18 protein-coding genes are annotated in these 21,267 nt (G+C 62.3%); 8 read left to right on the top strand and 10 right to left on the bottom strand.

Annotated elements, in window-relative coordinates; all coding sequences use genetic code 11:
- The first annotated feature begins 64 nt into the window (after nt 1–64).
- A complete protein-coding gene (locus Q4G32_RS12345; RefSeq protein WP_368660399.1) occupies nt 65–1,846 on the top strand; it encodes a sensor histidine kinase in 1,782 nt (593 codons plus the stop codon).
- Nucleotides 1,847–1,958: 112 nt separating this feature from the next.
- Here Q4G32_RS12345 and Q4G32_RS12350 read toward each other — a convergent pair whose 3' ends face one another.
- The 6 genes from Q4G32_RS12350 to Q4G32_RS12375 all read right to left on the bottom strand — a co-directional run bounded on the left by Q4G32_RS12350 (nt 1,959) and on the right by Q4G32_RS12375 (nt 7,571).
- Complete coding sequence (locus tag Q4G32_RS12350) at nt 1,959–2,885, bottom strand: RNase H family protein (protein WP_303351808.1); 927 nt, start codon at nt 2,883–2,885, stop codon at nt 1,959–1,961.
- Between the two features lie 210 nt (nt 2,886–3,095).
- A complete protein-coding gene (gene groL / locus Q4G32_RS12355) occupies nt 3,096–4,724 on the bottom strand; it encodes a chaperonin GroEL (protein WP_303351810.1) in 1,629 nt (542 codons plus the stop codon).
- 276 nt (nt 4,725–5,000) lie between these two features.
- Nucleotides 5,001–5,669, bottom strand: coding sequence for a GNAT family N-acetyltransferase (locus Q4G32_RS12360; RefSeq protein ID WP_303351812.1), 669 nt, complete (start codon nt 5,667–5,669; stop codon nt 5,001–5,003).
- Nucleotides 5,669–6,466 carry a LytR C-terminal domain-containing protein gene (locus Q4G32_RS12365; RefSeq protein ID WP_303351814.1) on the bottom strand — a complete coding sequence of 266 codons (798 nt, stop codon included), beginning with the start codon at nt 6,464–6,466 and terminating at the stop codon, nt 5,669–5,671. Before Q4G32_RS12365 ends, Q4G32_RS12360 begins: the two co-directional genes overlap by 1 nt.
- Nucleotides 6,467–6,561: 95 nt before the next feature.
- Nucleotides 6,562–6,807, bottom strand: a complete 246-nt coding sequence (locus tag Q4G32_RS12370) for a DUF3263 domain-containing protein (RefSeq protein WP_303351815.1) — start codon at nt 6,805–6,807, stop codon at nt 6,562–6,564.
- A gap of 2 nt (nt 6,808–6,809) precedes the next feature.
- Nucleotides 6,810–7,571: an SDR family oxidoreductase gene (locus Q4G32_RS12375; protein WP_303351816.1), complete on the bottom strand. Its 762-nt coding sequence runs from the start codon at nt 7,569–7,571 to the stop codon at nt 6,810–6,812.
- Between the two features lie 158 nt (nt 7,572–7,729).
- On the opposite strand from Q4G32_RS12375, the gene Q4G32_RS12380 reads away from it, so the two are divergent.
- A complete protein-coding gene (locus Q4G32_RS12380) occupies nt 7,730–8,407 on the top strand; it encodes a uracil-DNA glycosylase (RefSeq protein WP_303351817.1) in 678 nt (225 codons plus the stop codon).
- A 5-nt stretch (nt 8,408–8,412) separates the two neighbouring features.
- Nucleotides 8,413–9,276, top strand: coding sequence for a siderophore-interacting protein (locus Q4G32_RS12385; RefSeq protein WP_303351818.1), 864 nt, complete (start codon nt 8,413–8,415; stop codon nt 9,274–9,276).
- Nucleotides 9,277–9,350: 74 nt separating this feature from the next.
- On the opposite strand, the gene Q4G32_RS12390 is transcribed toward Q4G32_RS12385, so the two are convergent.
- From Q4G32_RS12390 to Q4G32_RS12405, 4 genes are all read right to left on the bottom strand, one after another.
- Nucleotides 9,351–11,336: a threonine/serine ThrE exporter family protein gene (locus tag Q4G32_RS12390; protein WP_303351819.1), complete on the bottom strand. Its 1,986-nt coding sequence runs from the start codon at nt 11,334–11,336 to the stop codon at nt 9,351–9,353.
- Entirely contained in the window at nt 11,320–12,405 is a 1,086-nt protein-coding gene (locus Q4G32_RS12395; protein ID WP_303351821.1) for a lipid II:glycine glycyltransferase FemX, read from the bottom strand. Before Q4G32_RS12395 ends, Q4G32_RS12390 begins: the two co-directional genes overlap by 17 nt.
- Before the next feature lie 81 nt (nt 12,406–12,486).
- Complete coding sequence (locus Q4G32_RS12400; protein WP_303351822.1) at nt 12,487–13,710, bottom strand: lipid II:glycine glycyltransferase FemX; 1,224 nt, start codon at nt 13,708–13,710, stop codon at nt 12,487–12,489.
- A 189-nt stretch (nt 13,711–13,899) separates the two neighbouring features.
- The gene (locus Q4G32_RS12405) at nt 13,900–14,688 is read right to left on the bottom strand and encodes a DeoR/GlpR family DNA-binding transcription regulator (RefSeq protein ID WP_303351845.1); all 789 of its coding nucleotides are present in this window, start codon (nt 14,686–14,688) and stop codon (nt 13,900–13,902) included.
- Between the two features lie 294 nt (nt 14,689–14,982).
- Between Q4G32_RS12405 and Q4G32_RS12410 the strand changes: the two genes are divergently transcribed.
- The 5 genes from Q4G32_RS12410 (at nt 14,983) to Q4G32_RS12430 (ending at nt 21,262) form a co-directional block, all read left to right on the top strand.
- The gene (locus Q4G32_RS12410) at nt 14,983–16,713 is read left to right on the top strand and encodes an ABC transporter ATP-binding protein (protein WP_303351823.1); all 1,731 of its coding nucleotides are present in this window, start codon (nt 14,983–14,985) and stop codon (nt 16,711–16,713) included.
- Between the two features lie 2 nt (nt 16,714–16,715).
- Nucleotides 16,716–18,683 (top strand): ABC transporter ATP-binding protein, encoded by a 1,968-nt coding sequence (locus Q4G32_RS12415; RefSeq protein WP_441327509.1) that lies wholly within the window; start codon nt 16,716–16,718, stop codon nt 18,681–18,683.
- Between the two features lie 150 nt (nt 18,684–18,833).
- Nucleotides 18,834–19,436, top strand: coding sequence for a TIGR03085 family metal-binding protein (locus Q4G32_RS12420; protein WP_303351824.1), 603 nt, complete (start codon nt 18,834–18,836; stop codon nt 19,434–19,436).
- A 439-nt stretch (nt 19,437–19,875) separates the two neighbouring features.
- The gene (locus tag Q4G32_RS12425) at nt 19,876–20,484 is read left to right on the top strand and encodes a hypothetical protein (RefSeq protein WP_303351825.1); all 609 of its coding nucleotides are present in this window, start codon (nt 19,876–19,878) and stop codon (nt 20,482–20,484) included.
- On the top strand, nt 20,477–21,262 hold the full coding sequence (locus tag Q4G32_RS12430) for a nucleotidyl transferase AbiEii/AbiGii toxin family protein (protein ID WP_303351826.1): 786 nt from the start codon (nt 20,477–20,479) through the stop codon (nt 21,260–21,262). Before Q4G32_RS12425 ends, Q4G32_RS12430 begins: the two co-directional genes overlap by 8 nt.
- Nucleotides 21,263–21,267: the final 5 nt, after the last annotated feature.

Genomic DNA, 21,267 nt, shown 5'->3' on the forward strand with positions numbered 1-21,267 from the left:
TAGCTGTGTGGAATCTCTCTAGCCATTTGGAACTTCTCTAGCCGCATGGGAAACCTTTAGCCCCGTGGAAACTCTGGCCGCCCGCTGGCGAGCGTCATCACTGCGAACACAGCTGATGGCGCTCACCGGCATGCTCTTGGCCGTGAGCATTGTGGTCACCAGCTTTGTGGCCATCTCCGTGCTGCGGGATTCGCTGATCAACTCCATAGATGACAGCCTGCAGGGCTCCTTGCATTCGGTGTCCACGGCTTTGATGTCGGAGATGAGCGGAAGCCCCACGGAGACCGTTCCCCATCAGGGGTACTTGCTCTCGGAGGACGGCCAGGTGGTGACTCATGTGGATGCCACCGGCAGAACCGCAACGGATGCCGGCTCCGCACCGGACCTCTCCAAATTCACGCGGGAGATGGCGGAACAATCAGCTCAGGTGGGCATGACCGTGTCCTCCGCAGACGGTGCCGAAGGTTCCTGGCGGGTCGTGGCGGCACCGCAAGCCAGAACCAGCTACACCGTGGTGGTGGCGGAACCGCTGGGCGACACCAACGGGCTGGTGTCTGCCATTACGTTGTTGACCCTGAGTTTTGGTGCCGCCACCTTGATTGCTGCCCTGGTGGTGGGGTGGGTGCTGATCACCCGGGCGTTCCAACCGCTCAAAAAGGTGGAACAGACCGCCGCCAAGATTGCAGAAGGCGATCTGTCCCGGCGCATGGTGGGCTACAACTCGGAGACCGAGGTAGGCCAGCTGTCCATGTCCCTGAACCGGATGCTCGGGCACATCGAGGATGCCTTTGACGCCCGGAAGAACTCTGAGGCCAAGCTGCGCCAGTTCGTGGCGGACGCCTCCCACGAACTGCGCACCCCGCTGGTGTCCATCCGTGGCTACTCGGAGCTTTACCGCCACGGGGCCTTACGGGATGAAGAGCAGGTGGGGCAGGCCATGGGCCGCATCGAGGCCGAATCCACCCGAATGACTCAGCTGGTGGAAGACCTGCTCTCCCTGGCTCGGTTGGACAGCAAGCGGGAGTTGTCCACGTCCGACGTCGATCTGTTGGTTCTGGCCCACGATGCTGCCGCTGACTTTGCAGCCTCCAGCCCCGACCGCAAGATCACGGTCACCGATCTGGATGATGCACCCGCAACCCCCGTCTGGACCTGCGGGGATGAGGCCAAGTTGCGCCAGGTGGTGGCCAACCTGATGACCAATGCCGTGCGTTACACCCCCAAGGGCAGTGATCTTCAGATTCTGATTGGTACCGTCCCCGTTGCCGGGGTGCCGCAGGACCAGCGGCCCGCCGCACCTCAATCTGGGCCGGCACCCGAACATCTTGCACAAATCAAGGTTCGGGACCACGGCCCCGGCATCAAAGGTGCAGACCGTGACAAGGTCTTTGAGCGCTTCTACCGCGCGGACACCTCCCGCACCCGTGAAACCGGCGGTACGGGTTTGGGGCTCTCGATTGTCTCCGCAGTGATTGACCAGCATGGCGGCACCGTGACGCTGGAGGACACCCCCGGCGGAGGTGCCACGTTTGTGGTTTCCCTCCCAAGAGTCTCCACCCCTGAGCCACCACCGGAAACTCCGGATGACCTGCCCGTGGTCACGGCACCTCCCGCGGTCCCGGAGACCTCCGGTGCCTCTGGTCAGGAGACCTCAGCCACCCCCTGGCAGCAATCGCAGGCCACACCTTCACAGCCCACCACGGCCGCCCGCGGCATCCGGCAGTTTGCTCCCGAACCTGATCTGGACGCCGGTCCACCCACCGAGGACAATCTCCCACCCATCCCGGAAATCGACGATGACGACCCCGACATCATCGACGACACCACCTCATCCCCCCGCGCCTAACCTCCCCCTCCTCTTGCTGCCGAGTGTCCGAGTTTGGTCATTTTCTGCTATCTGTGGCGACCAAACTCGGACACTCGGCAGTAGGGGTGGGGGTGGGGGTGGGGCGGGGTGGTCAGGATTCCGGGGTGACCTGGTGGTGGCGCAGAAGCCAGTCGCCCAGTTCATTGCGGGAGTCCTCCCGGGTCCACAGTGCAGCATGGACGCTGATTCCTTGGCTATCTGCGCTTCCCACCATGTGAGTGGAAACCATCACTGCATTGCGGCCCAGCGGCAGAGATTCGATCACGTGAATGTCAGCTTCCGGGTCCCCATCAGCCAACTGATCGGCCTCCGCGGGTCGGCCGTCAGTGCCGATCAGGACTGCTTCCGGATGAACAGCAGCAGCGGAAAGTCCCTGCCGCAGACGGTGCAGTTCAAGTCCCAGAACCTCTTGTTCCACGGTAGCGCCGACAGCCAGGGAATCCTCCTGAGCACCCAGTGCCACCAGCAGATCAGGGTCCTGGTCCTCCGCCTCTTCCTGGGGGCTGTAGGTTTCTTGGTCCGTCCCATCAGAGCCACGGGTGACAGCCGAACCGGCATTGCCAAGCCCGGGACCGGCGTCGTGATCCTGCCCTGATTGGAAGGCGCGGGCAGCCGCATTGGCGCGGGCATCAGCGGCTTCGTTCAGCTCGTGCCCGGCGTGGCCCTTGACCCATTCAAAGGTGACGTCGCGGCCTTCCATGGCGGTGTCCAGCGCCTTCATGAGCTCGACGTTCAGGACCGGCTTGCCGTCCTTCTTCTTCCAGCCCTTCTTCTTCCAGCCGGGCATCCACTTGGTGATCGAGTTGATCACGTACTGGCTGTCGCACAGCACCAGCAGAGGTTCACCCAGGTGAGCGGTGGATTCCAACAGGTCAAGAACAGCTTTGAGTTCACCCATGTTGTTGGTGCCATGGGGCCAGCCACCGGCCCGCCAGGATTCATCATTGATGTACCAAGCCCACCCCGCCGGACCCGGATTGCCCAGTGCGGAGCCGTCCGCTGCTGCAGTGATTGTCATGGGCACAACTTTGTCATGCCCCACGGACACCACAGCATGCTCCACAAACAACACAGCTCGCCGAAATCATGGGGAACGTAGGATTTCCGGCCGGAAATCCTACGTTCCCCATGATCTCGGCACTGAACAACGACGACGAAAGGGGCCACCCGCCCTCTCGGACGAATGGCCCCTTCACGATCAGTCAATGATCGAGCCGGTTGGCTCAGATCACATCATGCCGCCCATGCCACCCATGGGGTCCTCGCCACCACCGGCAGCGGCGGGCTCGGGCTTGTCGGCCACAACGGCCTCGGTGGTCAGGAACAGACCGGCAATGGACCCGGCGTTCTGCAGAGCGGAACGGGTCACCTTGACGGGGTCGTTGATGCCAGCGGCCATCAGGTCCTCGTACTGACCGGTTGCGGCGTTCAGGCCGTAGCCCTTGTCCAGGCCGCGAACCTTGTCCACCACAACACCCGGCTCCAGGCCGGCGTTCAGGGCAATCTGCTTGAGCGGGGCGTCAATGGCCACCTTGACGATGTTGGCACCGGTGGCCTCGTCACCGTCCAGAGCCAGCTTCGCAAAGGCGGTCTTGCCGGCCTGGATCAGAGCCACGCCGCCACCGGCCACGATGCCCTCTTCCACGGCAGCCTTGGCGTTGCGCACGGCGTCCTCAATACGGTGCTTGCGCTCCTTGAGCTCAACCTCCGTTGCGGCACCGGCCTTGAGCACTGCCACGCCGCCGGCCAGCTTGGCCAGGCGCTCCTGCAGCTTCTCGCGGTCGTAGTCGGAATCGGAGTTCTCGATCTCGGCACGGATCTGGGCCACTCGGCCTTCGATCTCTTCCTGGGTGCCTGCGCCGTCCACAATGGTGGTCTCGTCCTTGGTGACAACCACCTTGCGGGCACTACCCAGTTCATCCAGGGTGGCGGTCTCCAGGGACAGGCCAACTTCCTCGGTGATGACCTGGCCGCCGGTCAGGATGGCGATGTCAGCCAGCTGAGCCTTGCGGCGGTCGCCGAAACCGGGAGCCTTGACGGCCACGGACTTCACGGCACCGCGGATCTTGTTCAGCACCAGCATGGCCAGCGCTTCACCCTCGACGTCCTCGGCGATGATCAGCAGCGGCTTGCCGCCCTGCATGACCTTCTCCAGCACGGGGACCAGATCCTTCACGGCGGAGATCTTGGAGTTGACGATCAGGATGTAGGGATCCTCCAGGACAGCTTCCTGGCGGTCGGTGTCGGTCACGAAGTAACCGGAGAGGTAGCCCTTGTCAAAGCGCATGCCCTCGGTCAGTTCCAGGTCCAGCCCAAAGGTGTTGGACTCTTCGACCGTGATGACACCTTCCTTGCCGACCTTCTCCATGGCTTCGGCAATCAGCTTGCCGATCTCTGGGTCAGCGGCAGAGATGGATGCGGTGGCAGCAATCTCTTCTTCGGTCTCGATCTCCTTGGCGGAGGAGAGCAGTTCCTCGGTCACGGCGGCAACGGCCTTCTCGATGCCGCGCTTCAGAGACAGCGGGTCCGCACCGGCAGCCACGTTGCGCAGGCCCTCGCGGACCAGTGCCTGGGCAAGGACGGTTGCGGTGGTGGTGCCGTCACCTGCGACGTCGTCGGTCTTCTTGGCGACCTCCTTGACCAGCTCGGCGCCGATCTTTTCGTAGGGGTCTTCCAGCTCAATTTCCTTGGCGATGGAGACACCGTCGTTGGTGATGGTGGGGGCGCCCCAGGACTTCTCCAGGACCACGTTGCGGCCGCGCGGGCCGAGGGTGACCTTGACGGCGTCGGCCAGGGTGTTCAGGCCGCGCTCCAGACCGCGACGGGCCTCTTCATCGAATGCGATCAACTTTGCCATGTGTTTCGTCCCTCCTGGACGGTCAACAGACTGTGCGCCGAACCCGGTGCCCGCGACGGACGAGGCACGCACGCGGGATGGCCCACGCAGCATTGCCTCTCACCAGGTGCAGCTGAAGTTCACTCACTGCGTTGAGTCCGCCCGTGGCCGCAGCATGGCCACTTAGCAGTCCACTCAACTGAGTGCTAAACACATTATTGGCACTCAAGGATGGAGAGTGCAAACCCCTTGAGCCGGTTGGGCTCATCTGTTCGCCTTGGGCTCACCGCCCCTGGTTCACAACGACGACGACGCCGCGCCCCCTGCGCGCGCAGCCTCCCATTCGGAGCGCAGGAGCCCGTAAATCATCCGGTCGAACAGCTCACCGCGGACCTTGCGCGCCTGCCGAATGCGGGCTTCCTCCGTGAAGCCAAGTTTCTGCGCCACGCGACACATGCCGATGTTTCCGCTCCACGTTTCAAGATCCAGGCGGTGAGAGTCCGAATGCAGGAACAGGTAGTCGATCCACAGGCGCATGGCTTCAGTGCCGTAGCCGCCTGACCAGTACTGGGGCGGATACACGGAGACCCCTAATGAGCGCAGCGGCAGTACATGACTTCCAAACCCGTCATCCTGCGATGGTGGCTCCCAGTGGTACCAGGAGACCTGCCCCATGAAGGAGTCGTCCTTGGCATCTGCAATGACCGCCGTGGAGCGCGGTGTGGGCCACTCTCCTGACTCCACCTGAGTGCGCAACTTTGCCAACCAGCCCTGGGCACCTTCAGCTGTGAAGTTGGGGTAGAACGGTCCGTCAAAGTGCTGCCATTCGTGTTCCCCACCGCCTGGTGGGGGCATGATCCACGATTCGTAGATCGGCAGATCCTTTGCTTCCCAGTCACGCAGCCGCACGCGCTGGCCGGTGACAGGCCACGGGGACCTCTCCGATTCTGCAGCCGTGTGATCCATCAGAATCCTGCGTAAGGATCGGTCACCGGTTCCACGTATTCCTGCACCGGTGCTTGTTCCACCGGCACCTGGTCAACAGGCACCTGCTCCACGGGTACTTCTTCGACGGGGGCTTGCTCCACCGGAGCCTGTTCGACCGGTGCCTGTTCCACAGGAGCCTCCTGCACCGGTGCTTCTTGCACGGGCTCCGCAGTGGGACCGCCGGCAATGTCCGTACCGATCACCACCACAATGGGATAGGAGACGGCGTCTTCCTCCACCACCATGTCGATTCCAAGTTCATCGGCTATGGCCTGGGCTTGTTCGGATTCGTCGTCGGCGTAGTAGACCACACTGTTGTTGACGCCAACACCCCAGTTGTCAATGGAAGCCACGTTCCACCCGGCGGCGCTGAGCTGCTGAGCGGCCTGTCCTGCTGCCCCGTCCACGGAAGCAGCGTTGTAAACACCCACCTGAAGGGTGCCGTCCGGCGCCACGGTGGCACCTGGCAAGGCGGTAGTTGCCTGAGCAGTTGGGCTGCTGGTGGCACTCGCACTGGCAGTCCGGGTGTTCGGGTCAACGCCCACCAGATAGGCCACGGCTCCCACAGTCAGTGCCACCGCTCCGGCAACCAACAACGCCAAAATCTCTTTGGTGGCACGCGGGTTGGGTGCGTCCAAGGCGCGGTGAGTACCGGCACGGGCGCCGTCTTCGGGGACGTCGTCGAAAATATCGTGCCCGAACCGGGATTCCCCCGCAGCGGGCTGAGGGGAAGAAGCCGAGGTGCAGGGGGTCTCAGGCTGACTGGGTGAGGTCATGACGCCTATCTTTCCATTGACCTGCGGCCCGCACCGAACCCCCGCGCGCAACAACACCATGCGCAGGCAGGCCCGGGTGCCGCGTGACGATCCCGCTAAAGGGCCGCACCATCACGGTGATCCCGCAAGCGACGCATCAACGCGGGCTGCGCTGCCCATGCCGCCGGGGTGTCAATGAGCTGATTGAGTTGTTGGTAATACGCCGTCACCGGGAGCTGGATTTCAGCACGAATAGCCCGCTCCTTGGCTCCCTGGTACTTGAATCTGCGGGATTCCATGTCCAGGATGGCCCGTTCCAGGGGACCCAGTTCACCGGGAACAGATGATGCTGCAGCGGTCATCCTCAACCTTTCTGCTCCACGCGTGGCCGTACCGAAACCGTGGTGATCTGAACATCCTGCCCAGCCTCCACCACAGTACGCACCGCCTGGGCCACGGATTCCGGCCGAATGTACTCCTCCGCCTGGTACGGCTTGTCCATGGAGGCGTAGATCCCCCGCAACATCTGAGTGTCCACGGGCCCCGGATGCACAGAAGCCACGCGAATGCCGTCCGGTTCCACTTCTTGCCGCAAGGCATCCCCGAGCGCGCGCAAAGCAAACTTGGAGGCCGCATAGATGGCATTCCCCCCGCTGGCATTGAATCCCGCGCCCGAGTTGATCAGCACCACGGTGCCACGCGAAGCCCTCAGCAACGGCAAGGCTGCACGCGTGAGTTCAGCGGGAACCATCACATTGAGTTCCAGTTGTAGGCGCCAGTCCTCCGGCCTGGCGTCCGCAAAAGCCACCCGGTGGGCCACCGCGGCAGCATGAACCAGAACGTCCAGGCGGCCCAACCCGTCCACCAACTCCGGCAGTGCTGCAAAGTCCAGGAGATCAGCGCTGACGGTTTGAATCCTGGGGCTCAAACTTTCCAGCTCCGCCAAACGCCGCTGATCCCGACCCACCGCAATCACACGATGATCACGGGCCAGATCCTCCGCCACACACCATCCGATACCACCGGTGGCGCCAGTGACCAGAGCAACAGGCAGGGAGCTGTCAGCGGCATCTGACCCCGCGGATGCGGCGGCTTGGGCGGTGCGGTGTGCGGGCGTCGTCGTCATGGTTCCCACTGTAGGGCCGGTGGCAGACACCGTAAGGGCCACGGGCGGTGATCGCGCCCGTACCGGAGAGCCATCCGGCAACCCCACTGACCACCCCGTTAACCCACTGGCCAGCCTGCAAATCATGCCACCCGCCACCACACCTTAGATTGGTACCCATGACCAAAGCGGAGCTTGCCCACATCATGGCCCCCGACTGGGCCCAAGCCCTACAACCCGTGGAGCCCACCATCCGGCAGATGGGCGATTTCCTGCGGGCTGAGCACCAGGCGGGCTTCCAAACCTTCCCGCCCGGCACAGAAATCTTCAGGGCCTTCCAAGAGCCCATGTCAGAGGTCAAAGTCCTGATCGTGGGCCAGGACCCTTATCCCACTCCGGGCCACGCCATGGGACTGTCCTTCTCCGTTCGCCCGGATGTCAGGCCGCTGCCCCGTTCCCTGCAGAACATTTACAAGGAACTCCAGGATGATCTGGGCATCCCCCCAGCCACCCACGGAGACCTCAGCGCCTGGACGCGCCAAGGAGTGTTGCTGCTCAACAGATGCCTGAGTGTGCGTTCCGGTCAGCCCGCCTCCCACCACAACAAAGGTTGGGAAACCGTGACCGAATGCGCCATCAAGGCCCTGGCCGTACGGCAGCAACCCCTGGTGGGTCTGCTGTGGGGACGCCCGGCACGATCCACCGCGGCCTGGCTGGGTGCGGCCCCGCGAGTGGAATCCGCCCACCCCTCCCCCCTCTCTGCAGCCCGCGGGTTTTTTGGCTCACGCCCATTCTCCCGCGTCAATCAGCTCTTGGAGGAGCAGGGTGTTGCACCCATCGACTGGCGCGTAGGCTGAATTAGGTGACACCAGTGATACCTAATTCAACTCAGCCCAACGACGACGCCCGCCCCGCCAAGCCGCGCAAACCTCAGATCAACCTGACCGTACGGGAAAAGCAATGGTTGTCCCCCTCCATGGTCCGGGTGATTGCCGACATTGCCGAGCCGGCCTTGTTCCAGGACATTGCGGCCCCGGAGAAGTACGTCAAGTTGGTGTTCTTCCACCCGGATTCACAGCTAGGGCCGCACCCGGACTACTGGGAGCTCAAGGAATCGCTGCCGCCTGAGCTGCAACCAGTCACCCGCCACATGACGTTGCGCCGGGTGGAGCCAGACCTGGGACAGGTGTGGATTGACATTGCCACTCATGGTGACACCGGTTATGCAGGCCCCTGGGCCATGAATTGCCAACCCGGGGACACTTTGGTGGCCCTGGGCCCCGGTGGAAAATGGATTCCGGACCCGACAGCCAGTTGGAACCTGTTGGTAGGTGACGACACCGCCATCCCCGCCATCATGGCCAATGTGGAAGCGCTGCCCGCCGACGCTCGCGGAGAAGTCATCCTGGAGGTCCAGGGGCCCGAACATGAACAGAATCTAGAGCTCCCACCCGGCATGATCCTGCGCTGGTGCCACCGTGATGCCCAGGAGCAGGACACCCGAGCCTTGGTGGAGGCGGCCAAAACAGCAGCCTGGCCGCAGAGCCCCCAGGGGGTACAGGTCTTTGCCCACGGTGAGCGCGAGGCCGTGAAACTGCTGCGCCCCCTGTTATTTGAAGTGCACGGTTTGAACCGCGATCAGGTCTCCATCTCCGGGTACTGGGCTCGTGGCCGTACGGAAGAGGTTTTTCAGGCAGAGAAGCGGACCCCCATCGGCAAGGTCTGAGACACGCCCGTTCCCGGGACCCAGACATCCCGCTGGCTCCGGCAGTCGGTGAGACAACCGTCAGGTGCAACCACTCACCGGCGTCGGTTGCGGTCCACCCCAAGGTCGTGGCTCTGCTGATTGAACGGGCGCATGAGGTACTGGCCCAGCACCAACCCGGCAGCCATGGTGACAATGGTGGTCATGGCCGTGACCAGGGAAACCACCCCGTCGCCGGTGGTCTGTCCCTGAATGAACATGGCGTACATGCCGCGGAAGATGGAGAGCCCGGGCAGCAAGAACGTCATGGCCGGCACGGCGATCACCAGGGACGGAATGCGCAACCGTCCCGCAGCAAAGGCGGCAATGCAGCCCACGGTCACTGCCCCAAAAACCGCTTGAAGGCGCACGTCCAAACCGATATACCCCGCCGCGTGGTACAGCAACAACCCACCCAGAGCAGACAGCAGCACCGGGAGCAAAAAGCTCACGGAGGCTTGCAACGTGATGGCAATGAACACCGCGGCCACGGTCATGAACACCAGATTGATGACCACTCCGGGCGGTTCAAAATGACTTTGGGCCGGGTCCAATGCCGTGAGACCAAATAATCCGGCAGTCACAATGCCCGCGTAAATACCTGCCACAATGCCGGCAAAGGCCATACCGGTGGACACAATGCGGCCCGCCGCGGTGACGGGGAAACCGCTGATGGCATCGTGCATGGTGGACATGAACCGGGTGGTGGGCATGAGCATGATCAAGCCCGCGGCAATCACTCGCGGTGGTGAGATGTCCAAGTCCGTGTGGGCAAACATCATGGCCAGCCCGGTGAGCACAAATCCGGACAGGATCATGGTGAAAAACTCTGGATAACGCCGTTTGCCCATCCAGATCCCGATTCGGGACACAATCAGCCCTGAGAGCGCTGAGATTCCGGCGCCCACCACGCCGCCGCCAATTCCCAGGGTGATGGTGAATGCCGCAGCCATCATGGCCACGGTCACTATCCAGTTGGGAAAGGTTTTGGGGCGGGAATTGATGGCTTCCAACCGGGCGCTGGCCTCCGCCCGGGACATCTCACCTTCAATGATCTTGGTGACCAACCGGTGGGTGTCTGCCAAACCCGCGTAATTGTCCGTCCAGGAGCGGACCACCCGCATGACCGTGTGACTGGTCATGTTGTTGTCCTTGAACACGTCCTCCCGCGTCATGCTGGCGGTGGCTGCGGTGTCCGGAACGTAGTTGATCATGACCGCCTGGTTGGTGATGTCCACCTCCAGGTTTTCCACACCGTACGTGGCACACACGGCCACAATGGCGTTTTCCACCTCCAGGGCATCGGCCCCGTAGTGAAATAAGGTCTCCGCCAACCGCAGCGCAAAATTCAGGGTCCGCCGCGCTTCCTTTTCCCCGGCGTCAGTGTGTCTGCGCAGGTGGGCAAAGGGGCTTGCTGCCAACCGGTCCACCAACGCCATGGGGGCTGTCATGCCGGTGTCGCGTTTCATCAGGGAACGCAAGACGCGTTTGGAGCGGGGCTGGGTGGTGGTCGCGGTGGATTCTGAGGACGGATAGGCAGCCGGAAGTACCGTGGTGGAGGGCCCGGCCACGGACGGCGCTGCCGCCAGCATGGTGGTGTCCGGCCTGGCCACTGCGGCTGATTCTGTTGTGGCCCGGCGCCGACTGCTCACCGTGACCGGCTGAGTCAGCGCCGGAGACTGACGACGACGCCGGTCGGTTTCGATCTCCTCCGGGGTCAGCACCGGGATGGGAGCCACCGCAGCTGTGAGGACTTCGGTTCGGGCACCCTCCTCACGGGCACGTGCCCGCTCAGCCTGGGATTCCGTGGCCACAGCTTGCGCGAAAACGCCTCCGGCAAGACTCTGATCCAAGTTCAGGTGAGTCTCCGGCCCAAAAACTCCCACCCCGGTGTCTGCGACCTCCGGGGCCTGGGACCACCCGGACACGGGGTAGCGCCGCGCCCCGTCCAGGCTCAACGCCAAGCCGGGCAGGTCCTCCGGCCCAACGCGGTCCGGCTGCTGCGGGGCCGCCGCGGTGATCGGCTCAGTAGAAGGGCTCATTGCGGGACCGGACCCACAGCTGGCGGGCGACTTTTTCCCCAATGCGGTTCCACACAGTCACCTTGGTGGGGTTGATCTCCTGATCCCAGACGCCCACGTAATCCACCACGGCGCCTTTGGTGAAGGAGGTTTTGAACATCCCCATGCCGTGGAACTGGTGGTCCTCGTTCTTGAGTTGATCAGAAGGTGGCGTGCCGCAGAGGTCGTAGTCCTTGATGCCGTGTTCCGTGATCAGGTCATTGATGGCGGTCCATTGCACCAGGTGGGCATCCCCGCGCTGCTTTCGCCGCGGCTTGGAACCACCGTCCTTGTAGGTGGCGTGCGGTCCGTAATTGACCACAAAGGCCCCCACGGATGGTTCGCCGTCCTCGTAGGCAAAGTACAGGCGGCCCTGTCCTTGGGAAGCAAAGTTTGACCAGAAGCGGCTGTAGTAGGAGAACGGGCGCAGGGTGACGTTGAGCTGTCCCTGTTTGGCCGTGGACATCAAGGAGTACATGCTTTGCATGTTTTCCTGGTTGACCTCCACGCGCTCCACCACGGCTTCTTCCTTGATGGCGCGGCGCAGCTTGTTGCGGCCGTTGGACTGCATGCCCTTCATGATGTCTTCCGGAGACTGCTCCGTGTTGAGCACCGCCGTGTGGTCATTGGGTTGAATGATCAAGGTCTGTTTCAGACCAGCCTGGCTCAGTGCATCCCGTGTTTCCGGAGAATCCGGGATCACGGGTTCCACCTTGACCAGAAAAACATTCTTTGCCGCGGTGCGCACAAACTGCCGTGTTGCCGCAGCAAATCCCACCATGTCCTGGACGGACTCCAGAGCCGGGCCCTTGACCATGTACCAGAGCCGCCCCAAACCGGGCACGGACTTTTCCAGAACCAGCGTGTAAACAGGTTGGGAACCGTCAGTGGGTTCGTGCACCACATGCACGGGCTTCCACCCATGGTGCTTTTTGACATCGGCAAATGAGGCCGATTGCAACATGTCTCCCCCGTGGGGGTTGGCGATCACGTGTGCATCCCAGTCGGCCACTTCCGCGGGGGTGGCAAATCGTGCTGTGAACTCTCGCAAAGGTACTCTCCCGGTCACGTCTCGAAGATCAAAAGGTTATTGCCTGGGTCAGCTCCGTGGGCTCAGTCCCCACCATGCCGCTCAATACCAGTTCTCACCGGTTCGTTTGAGGTGAACCCGCAACAGTGCACCCTCACCGCCTGCTGTCCAGGCCTTGTACTTGACGGAGTTCAGCGGCAGATCCCAGCAGCCCACAAAATCGGTGACATGTTCATTGAACCCGGTCTTGAACTGCCCCACACCGTAGAGCGCGTGGTCGGAGTCCTTGATCTTCTCCGATGGCGGGGAGGCGCACAGGTCATATTCCGTGGCCCCGTGGTCTTTGAGCCAGCGAATGCTCTCCACCACCGCCAACGCAGGAACACCCCGGATGGGTTGCTTGCGTAGGGAGGCGGCGTCCTTCCGGGAACCCTTGTGCCCCAAAAGCATGACAAAGTCGCAGCAGACCACTTTCATGGCGCGGGCGACGTCGGCCTCCTCCTGCCCGTCCACGTCACCGGTGTCTGCGGCCCCCGGGTCCGGCACGTAGCCGAACACAAAACACCCCTGCCCGGCCTGTTCATGGCGCTTCCACATGGATTTGTAGTAATCCCGATTGCGCATGCTGAAACGGCCCTGAGCAGTTTCCGCAAAAAGGTCCAGGAAGATGTCACAGTTTTCATCCGTCATGGGAACCACTTTGGCCACAGCCCCGCCCTTGCGCGCCTTACGGATGTTGTAGCGCGTCCCGCGGCTGAATCCCGCTTCAATTTCTTCCAGGTCATCGGTGATGTCCAGAATGACCGTGGAACCGTTGGGCTGCACGTTCCACGTTTCTTCCAGCCCGGCGTGGGCCAGGGTGGTCCGGTTGGCCACGGTGTCCAGCAGCTCCGGCTCCACCTTCAACAGGAAGGCGCCGTTGCTGCGGGCAAGCTCGCCCAAGGCTTGCACCACCTCCGCCGCGTGGGCCGCAGTCACAGTTCCCGGCCCCTTGGGCGCGTACCAGACCGCACCAAAGCCCGGGATCCACCGTGACAGCACGGTGACCGCCACTTCGGCCTGTCCCGGGACGTCAACGACGACGTAGTGCGGCTTCCATCCGAATGCCCCCTTGTGCTCCGCAAAGGCGGGGCCCTGAAACACATTGCCGCCGTCCGGATTTTGGGTCAGCCGCTCGCTCCACTGTGCAGGGCTGGTTTCCACCACGCGGGCTGTGGCACCCGCGTTCCCGCTGGACCGCTGGCCAGTGTTTCCCGACAGGCGGCCGGTGTCTCCGGACAGGTGGGCACCCCTGGATGATGCGCGCGGGATCTTGGGCAGTGGCATGGGAGATCTCACCTTGGTTGGAGGACAGCATTCTCAAGCTGTAACCGTACCGGGTTCACTCTGAACTCACCCGGGTTGTGGCTTGAGATGCGCTGTGATTCTTGCCCTGCGGCGCAACCATCCCGGCCTGTTCAGTGACCATGCGAGCCAGTCCAGCAACCAGACGGGTCAGTCCAGCAACCATGCCCGTCAGGCAACGATCACCCGAACACCACCATCCGCCAATGCTTGGGCCAACGCACCCTTCGGTGCGGCATCGGTGATCAAAACGTCCACCTGGGTAAAAGTGGCAAAGCGGGCCAAGTTTTCGTGGTCGTGCTTTTCGGCATCGCACAGCACCACCACCTGGCGGGCGGAGTTCACAATGGCGGTCTTCACGGCAGCTTCCGGCAGCTCCGGTGTGGAGAAACCGAATCCTGCCGCCACCCCGTTGCACCCCAGGAACGCCACGTCTGCCCGGTACCGGGCATACTGCTCGGCAGTGAACACCCCGGAGGCTGCCCAGGTCAGTGTGCGGACTCGTCCACCCACCAGTTCCAGGGACACTTCCGGTTGATCCGCCAGACGCCCGGCCACGTGCAGTGCATGTGTCATCACCAGCAGGGGATTTTCTGCGGAACCAGTGCGACGTGCTGCCAGAGCATCCGCCACGGCCTCCACCGTGGAACCGGCATCCAGGACAACGCTGGTGGCCTCCGTGGCCTCCAGAAGTTCCAGAGCTGCGGCGGCAATCCGCCTCTTGGCTGGAGTCTTGAGGGTTTCGCGGCTGTCCAAGGATTGCTCCACGGAATCTGTACGGTCCACAGACACCGCACCGCCGTGCACACGCCGTAGGACACCGGCAGATTCCAATGCCGCCAAGTCGCGCCGGATGGTTTCCATGGTGACGGCAAACCGTCTGGCCAGATCCGCGCCACTGACTCTGCGGGTGGTTCCCACCAACCGCGCGATCTCAGCCTGGCGCTCTTCGGCAAACATTGAGCCTCGTTCCCGTTCTTGCATGCTCTGTATTCTCCACCCCGTGCAGGCCGTCAAGGGACATCAGCGCTCCGCAGGCGGATCCAATGGTAAAACTGAAGCCGAAATCTCCGCCCAGGTCCAGCGCGGTAGAGTGCTGCCAGCGGCCGTTGCCACCAACGGCCCATTCGCCAACAGACCTAGCGCGCACAATGCCTCCGTGTACCGGCTGTTGCGCCCACATTCTCAGTTCATCTTTTTCTGTCCGACCCAGTCCCTTCACGGTCAGGGTTGCCCCGACTTTTCGGAGTTTCTGTGCTCATTCGTTTGATCCGGCGCTACACCGGCCCCTACTGGCCGTGGGTGATCGGAGTGGTGCTCCTGCAATTGATCACCTCTTTGGCCATCTTGGTGCTGCCCGCCCTCAACGCCCGCATCATTGATCAAGGTATTGCCCAGGGCAATACCCAGGTGATCGCCAACAACGGTCTGCTCATGCTGGCCGTGACCCTGGTGCAAGCCATTGCCGCCATCACCGCCGTGTACTGCGGAGCCAGGGCAGCAATGGGTACCGGGCGTGATCTGCGCCGTGCCGTGCAGCGTGCTGTGGCCGGTTTTTCGGACATGGAGGTGGAGAAGTTCGGGGCGCCGTCGTTGATCACCCGCGGCACCAACGATGTCCAGCAGGTCCAAATGCTGGTGCTGATGGGGCTCAACCTGATGGTGGCGGCACCCCTGATGAGCGTGGGCGGAATCATCATGGCGGTGCGGGAGGACCCCGGGCTGTCCTGGCTGGTGTGGGTTTCCGTGCCGCTGCTGGGTGCGGTGATCGGGGTGCTGGTGGTGCGCCTCATGCCCATGTTCCGCACCATGCAGTCCCGCATTGATGACATCAACGGTGTGCTGCGTGAACAAGTGGTGGGGCTGCGGGTGGTGCGTGCCTTTGTGCGCGAGGATTACGAACGTCAACGATTTGCCACCACCAACAACGCCTTGGCCACCATTTCGCTGCGAATTGGCGAGCTGTTCGTGCTGATGTTCCCGCTGATCATGATGATCCTGCACGTGGCCACGGCCGCCGTCGTCTGGTTCGGTGCCCAGCGCATTGACGCCGGTCAGCTGGAGGTGGGCGGGATGACTGCGTTCATCCAGTACCTGCTGCAGATTCTCATGGCGGTCATGATGGGCACTTTCATGCTGATGATGGCCCCGCGCGCCATGGTCTCTGCGGAACGTATCGGTGCCGTGCTGGACACTCACTCCAGCCTGCACGAACCCGCCACACCCCAAACTCCGGCTTCCGCAGACGGTGTGGTCGAATTCCGTAATGTCACCTTCTGCTACCCGGGGGCTGAGCGGCCCGTTCTGGAGAATCTGAGCTTCACAGCCACCCCCGGTACCACGACGGCGATCATCGGCTCCACGGGTTCCGGCAAGTCCACGCTGCTCAACTTGATCCCCCGCCTGGTGGACCCCACCGGTGGCCAGGTGCTTCTGGACGGTGTTGCTCTGCCGCAGATGGCTCGTTCCGAGATTGTCAGCCGGGTGGCCGCCGTCCCTCAGAGGCCCTATCTGTTCGCCGGGACCGTGGCCTCCAACCTGCGTTTCGGCTCCCCCGATGCCACGGACGACCAGCTGTGGGAGGCTCTGGAGGTGGCCCAAGCCGCCGATTTTGTTCGCCGGATGCCGGACGGGCTGGAGAGCAACATTTCCCAGGGCGGTACCTCCGTGTCCGGTGGCCAACGCCAACGCCTGTGCATTGCGCGCGCCCTGGTGGCACAGCCTGTGATCTACCTGTTCGATGACTCTTTTTCCGCATTGGATGTCAGCACGGATGCCCGGTTGCGGGCAGCACTTGAACCGGTGACCCGGTCCAGCACCGTGCTGGTGGTGGCGCAGCGCGTTTCCACGGTGATCAATGCGGACCAGATTTTGGTCTCGGAACACGGACGCATTCAGGACCGTGGCACCCATCAAGAACTCCTTGAACGCAGTCATACCTACCGCGAAATCGTGGAATCCCAACTCACCCCGGAGGAGGCCTGAGCATGAGTCACCCAGAGAATCCTCCCCAGGAAGACAACCAAGCTGTGGATGAGCCCAGTGACGATCTTGAAGTTTTGGGCGAAGGCGTACCGCCCGGCAAGAAGGCCAAGCACTTCTGGCCCACGGTGGGGCGCATGGCCGGCCTGTTCGGCGGGCACCGCGTAGGCATGATCCTGGTCACCACCTTCATCACGGCCTCCGTGATCCTGGCGGTCCTGGCACCGCAGTATTTGGGGCGAGCCACCGACGTCGTTTTTGCCGGGGTTCTCCAGCGGGACCTCCCAGCGGACACCACCCAGGAGCAGGTGGTCAGCAACCTCCGGGCCGACGGTGATGATTCCCTGGCTGATGTGTTCAGCACCATGGATTTGGTGCCCGGCGCGGGAATCGACTTCCAGACGTTGGGCATGATCATCCTGCTGGTGCTGGCCATGTACGCCGGTTCCTCGGTGCTGCAGTGGGCCCAGGGCTATCTGCTGAACAAGATTTCCGTGGTCATCATCCGGGACCTGCGTAGCCGGGTGGAGGACAAACTGCACCGGTTGCCGCTGAGCTATTTTGACACCAGGCGCCGCGGTGAGGTGATGTCCCGGGTGACCAACGACGTCGACAATGTTCAGACCACGCTGCAGCAAACCTTTTCCACGCTGCTGGAATCCACCATGCGAGTGGTGGGCATTGTGATCATGATGTTCATTCTGTCCTGGCAGTTGGCTCTGGTGGCTCTGGTGGCCCTGCCCCTGTCGGCGCTGGCCGCCGGGGTGGTGGGCTCCCGCGCTCAGAAACACTTTGGGCGGCAGTGGGCGGCCACCGGCGCACTGAACGGGCAGATTGAGGAAGACTTCTCCGGTCATCGCCTGGTCACGGTCTTTGGGCGGCAATCGGCCATGGCAGACCAGTTTGATGAGCGAAATGCCGAGCTGTACGACGCCACGTTCAAGGCCCAGTTCGTGTCCGGCACCATCATGCCGATCATGCAGTTCATCAGCTGGTTGTCCTACGTGGGCATTGCCGTGGTGGGTGGTCTGCGCGTGGTGTCCGGGCAGATGACTTTGGGCGAAGCCACTGCGTTCATCCAGTACTCCCGGGAGTTCACGCAACCTCTGTCCCAGGTGGCAGGCATGGCCACCCAGTTGCAATCGGGCGTGGCCAGCGCGGAACGTGTGTTTGAACTGTTGGATGCTGAGGAGCAAGAACCTGACCCTGCCGCTGCCACCTTGCCGCAACGCACGGAGGGACGTGTTCAGTTCGAGGACGTCAGCTTCTCCTACGCCCCGGATGAGCCCCTCATCCAAAACCTGTCCTTTGAAGCCCGCCCTGGCCACACCGTAGCCATTGTGGGCCCCACCGGTGCGGGTAAAACCACTCTGGTCAATCTGGTCATGCGGTTCTACGAACTCACTTCCGGTCGGATCACCCTGGATGGCACAGACATCACTCACATGACTCGTGCCCAGCTCCGTACCCGCGTGGGGATGGTGCTCCAAGATGCCTGGCTGTTTGAGGGCACCATCCGGGAGAACATCCGCTACGGCCGTCTGGATGCCACCGATCAGGAAGTGGAGGCAGCCGCCGTGGCCACCTCCGTGGACCGGTTTGTCCGCTCCTTGCCAGATGGCTATGACACCGTGATCGAAGACGACGGCGGCAACGTCTCCGCCGGCGAGCGCCAGCTGATCACCATTGCCCGTGCGTTCTTGGCAGCGCCCGCCCTGCTGATTCTGGATGAAGCAACGTCATCTGTGGACACCCGAACCGAGGTGGCTGTGCAGAAGGCCATGGCTGCCTTGCGTGAGGGGCGCACCTCCTTTGTGATTGCCCACCGGCTCTCCACCATCCGAGATGCAGACACCATCCTGGTGATGGAACAGGGGCGGATTGTGGAGCAGGGCTCGCATGAGGCGCTGCTTGAAGCCCGCGGGGCGTACTGGGAGCTCTACCGCAGCCAGTTCAAGCAGGGGACGGTCTGATGTCCGCCATGTGATGGGCAAGTACCAGGAGGCTTGCTGGAAACCGTAAGTTCCCTACCGGTGACGCTCGCGCTACCGTGGAAGGGACATACTGATGCACCACACAGGCATCAGCGACACCCACCAGCCCGTTGGGGCAGAGGAGTCACCGTGACCAACTTCGCCGTCGTCGAACGCCGCCATCTGGCAGCCCTGCTGCGCCGCGTAGGACCTGACGCCCCCACGCACTGTGAAGGCTGGAACACCCGCGATCTTGCGGTACACCTGGTGGAGCGTGATTCGCGTCCGGACATCTTGGTGGGAAAGTTTGTCCCCAAACTCCCGGTGCTCGGCAAACGGGCGGAGGCTGAGGACAATGCGCTCTATGAGCTGCCCTGGAATGAGCTGGTGGCCAAGGTGGAGAAGCCCGCACTGTTCTCCCCCGCCCGCATTGGCCCCGTGGACAAGCGGATCAACACCGCTGAGTTCTTTGTGCACCATGAGGACGTTCGCCGTGCTCAGGACACCTGGCACCGCCGCCAGTTGCTGCACGATGAGGAGAAGGATCTTTGGGGCTCCCTGCAGCTGATGGCAAAACCACTGCTGCGCAATGAACAGGATTCCATCCTGCTGGTGGCCTCCGGGTATGGCTCCATCAGTGCAGGCAAGGGCAAGTCCAAGCGCGTTCAGCTGATTCGGGGCAACCCCTCCGAGCTGCTGCTGTGGGCCTTCGGTCGTCGTGACGCCGCAGAAGTGGTCATCACTGAGGAGTGAGTCCTATATCACCTGAACATCTTTCTGTCCAACAAGTAGAAACCCTTATGATGGGAACATGCTTGTTGATCGGAGTTCAGAGCTAGATGTGGTGACCTTGCTGCGCGAACTTCACATCGAGATTACTGAGGGCCACAGCAAGTCGACGTGGCTGCTCAAAACCTCCGACAACCACTGGCATCAAGTCACGCCAATGCCCGCCGTCCAGCGTCTGAACGCGCATTCTCTACGTGCTTCACAAGGGTTCTCTCACCCCCTGTACATCGGAGCCACAGCCACCGATGGCGTCAGGACCCAGGCGGAACATGGCCGGATCAACATCCTGACGTCGAATCCTCTGCAGCTAATCATCGGCGGGCATTCCTACCAACCAGCCGGCGCATCGGATACGCCGGCCCCCACCAGGAAGCATCGTCCCGCATGGATCAAGTGGGGAGTCATGCGGTATTTGCTCCTCGCCACCCAGCCCACTCGGCACCATTACATTGCCGCGGTTCTAGGCACCTCGCAGCAGTCTGTATCAAACTCGGCCCGCTCTTTGGGCCCACTGGTTGAGCAGACCGCTCAGGGGCTTGTTGCCGCTGACAAGTCCGCGCTTCTGGCCCACTGGGTGTCTGTCTACCCTGGGCCGGGAGGACAACCGTTCGGCTGGTACAGCGTTGAGACGCCGCGGGAGCAAGCTTCCAAAGCCCTTGAGCTGGCACAGCTGCTCGGTGACAACGCACTTCTCAGCGGCGACATGGCAGCTGACCACTTGGCTCCCTGGAAAACACCCACGCACAGCATCGTCTACACCCATTCGCCGGTGGGCCTTTCCGAGGACGGATTTGTACCCGCACCAGTTGACCAAGCCACGCTGGTGACCTGCACTCCAATGGATCCCACGGTGTGGAAACTGGCTGCGTTGATGAATGATTCAGGTGCCGAATCGCTTTCCTTGGCAGACCCCGCACTGATCTACTGGGATACGCGCAACGGAACAGACCCAGACAGCCAAGAGGCCGCAGATCAAATTGCCCGTCTCCTGTTGAGTCACCGCGATGAATGACATCGCCAAACTGCATCTGGTGGCTACCAGTAACGCTGATGCACTGGGTTACCAAGCCCAACAAGCCGTAGCAAAAGCCATGGGTGACAGCACAAACTATCGGCTCATCGGCGGCCACATGGTTCGGCTCCTGCTGGGGATCTATCCATCCTCCCGGGCCGTGGTTCGCTCTACTTTGGATGCAGACGCCGCAGTAGAACAGGTCGTCGTCATTGCACCGGTAGCCCAAGACCTGATGGGCCACGGTTTCATGAAAGTACGCTCCAATGCCTTCACCAAGAAGACCGCCGACGGTCAGACCTTGGAAGTCAACCTCCTACTGTCTCGCACCGGCCCAAAACCCGGCCTGCGGACCCAAACGGTAGAAGGAGTCGGGCAGGTTGATACCCTGCCCGAACTAGATTTTGCTCTGAATAATCCGGGGCTGTTGGTAGACGTGACTGCTGAAATCAGCACCACCGTGGTGATTCACTACAAAATCCGCATACCGAGCCTTGAGGCTGCAGTCGTTCTGAAAGCCCACGCTTGGCACCAGCGGCGAGCATCCAAAGACCTTGCCGATCTTTACTCTTTGTTCGAGATCCGCCAAGAACATGGTGAAGTGTCGTGGAAGCTCGATGCGCCTCAACTCATGGGGCGTCGCATGGATGCCGCTCGAATCCTTCGACCCCTGGCGGACAGGATCATCAAGCGTCATCCTGAGATTGAGATGCCGCCAGCAGTCGATCGAATCCGTATGTCCGCTCTCATCAAGCAACACATCGCCACCCCAGGCTGAACGCC

This window comes from Kocuria sp. (genome assembly GCF_030538595.1).
Lineage (GTDB): Bacteria > Actinomycetota > Actinomycetes > Actinomycetales > Micrococcaceae > Kocuria.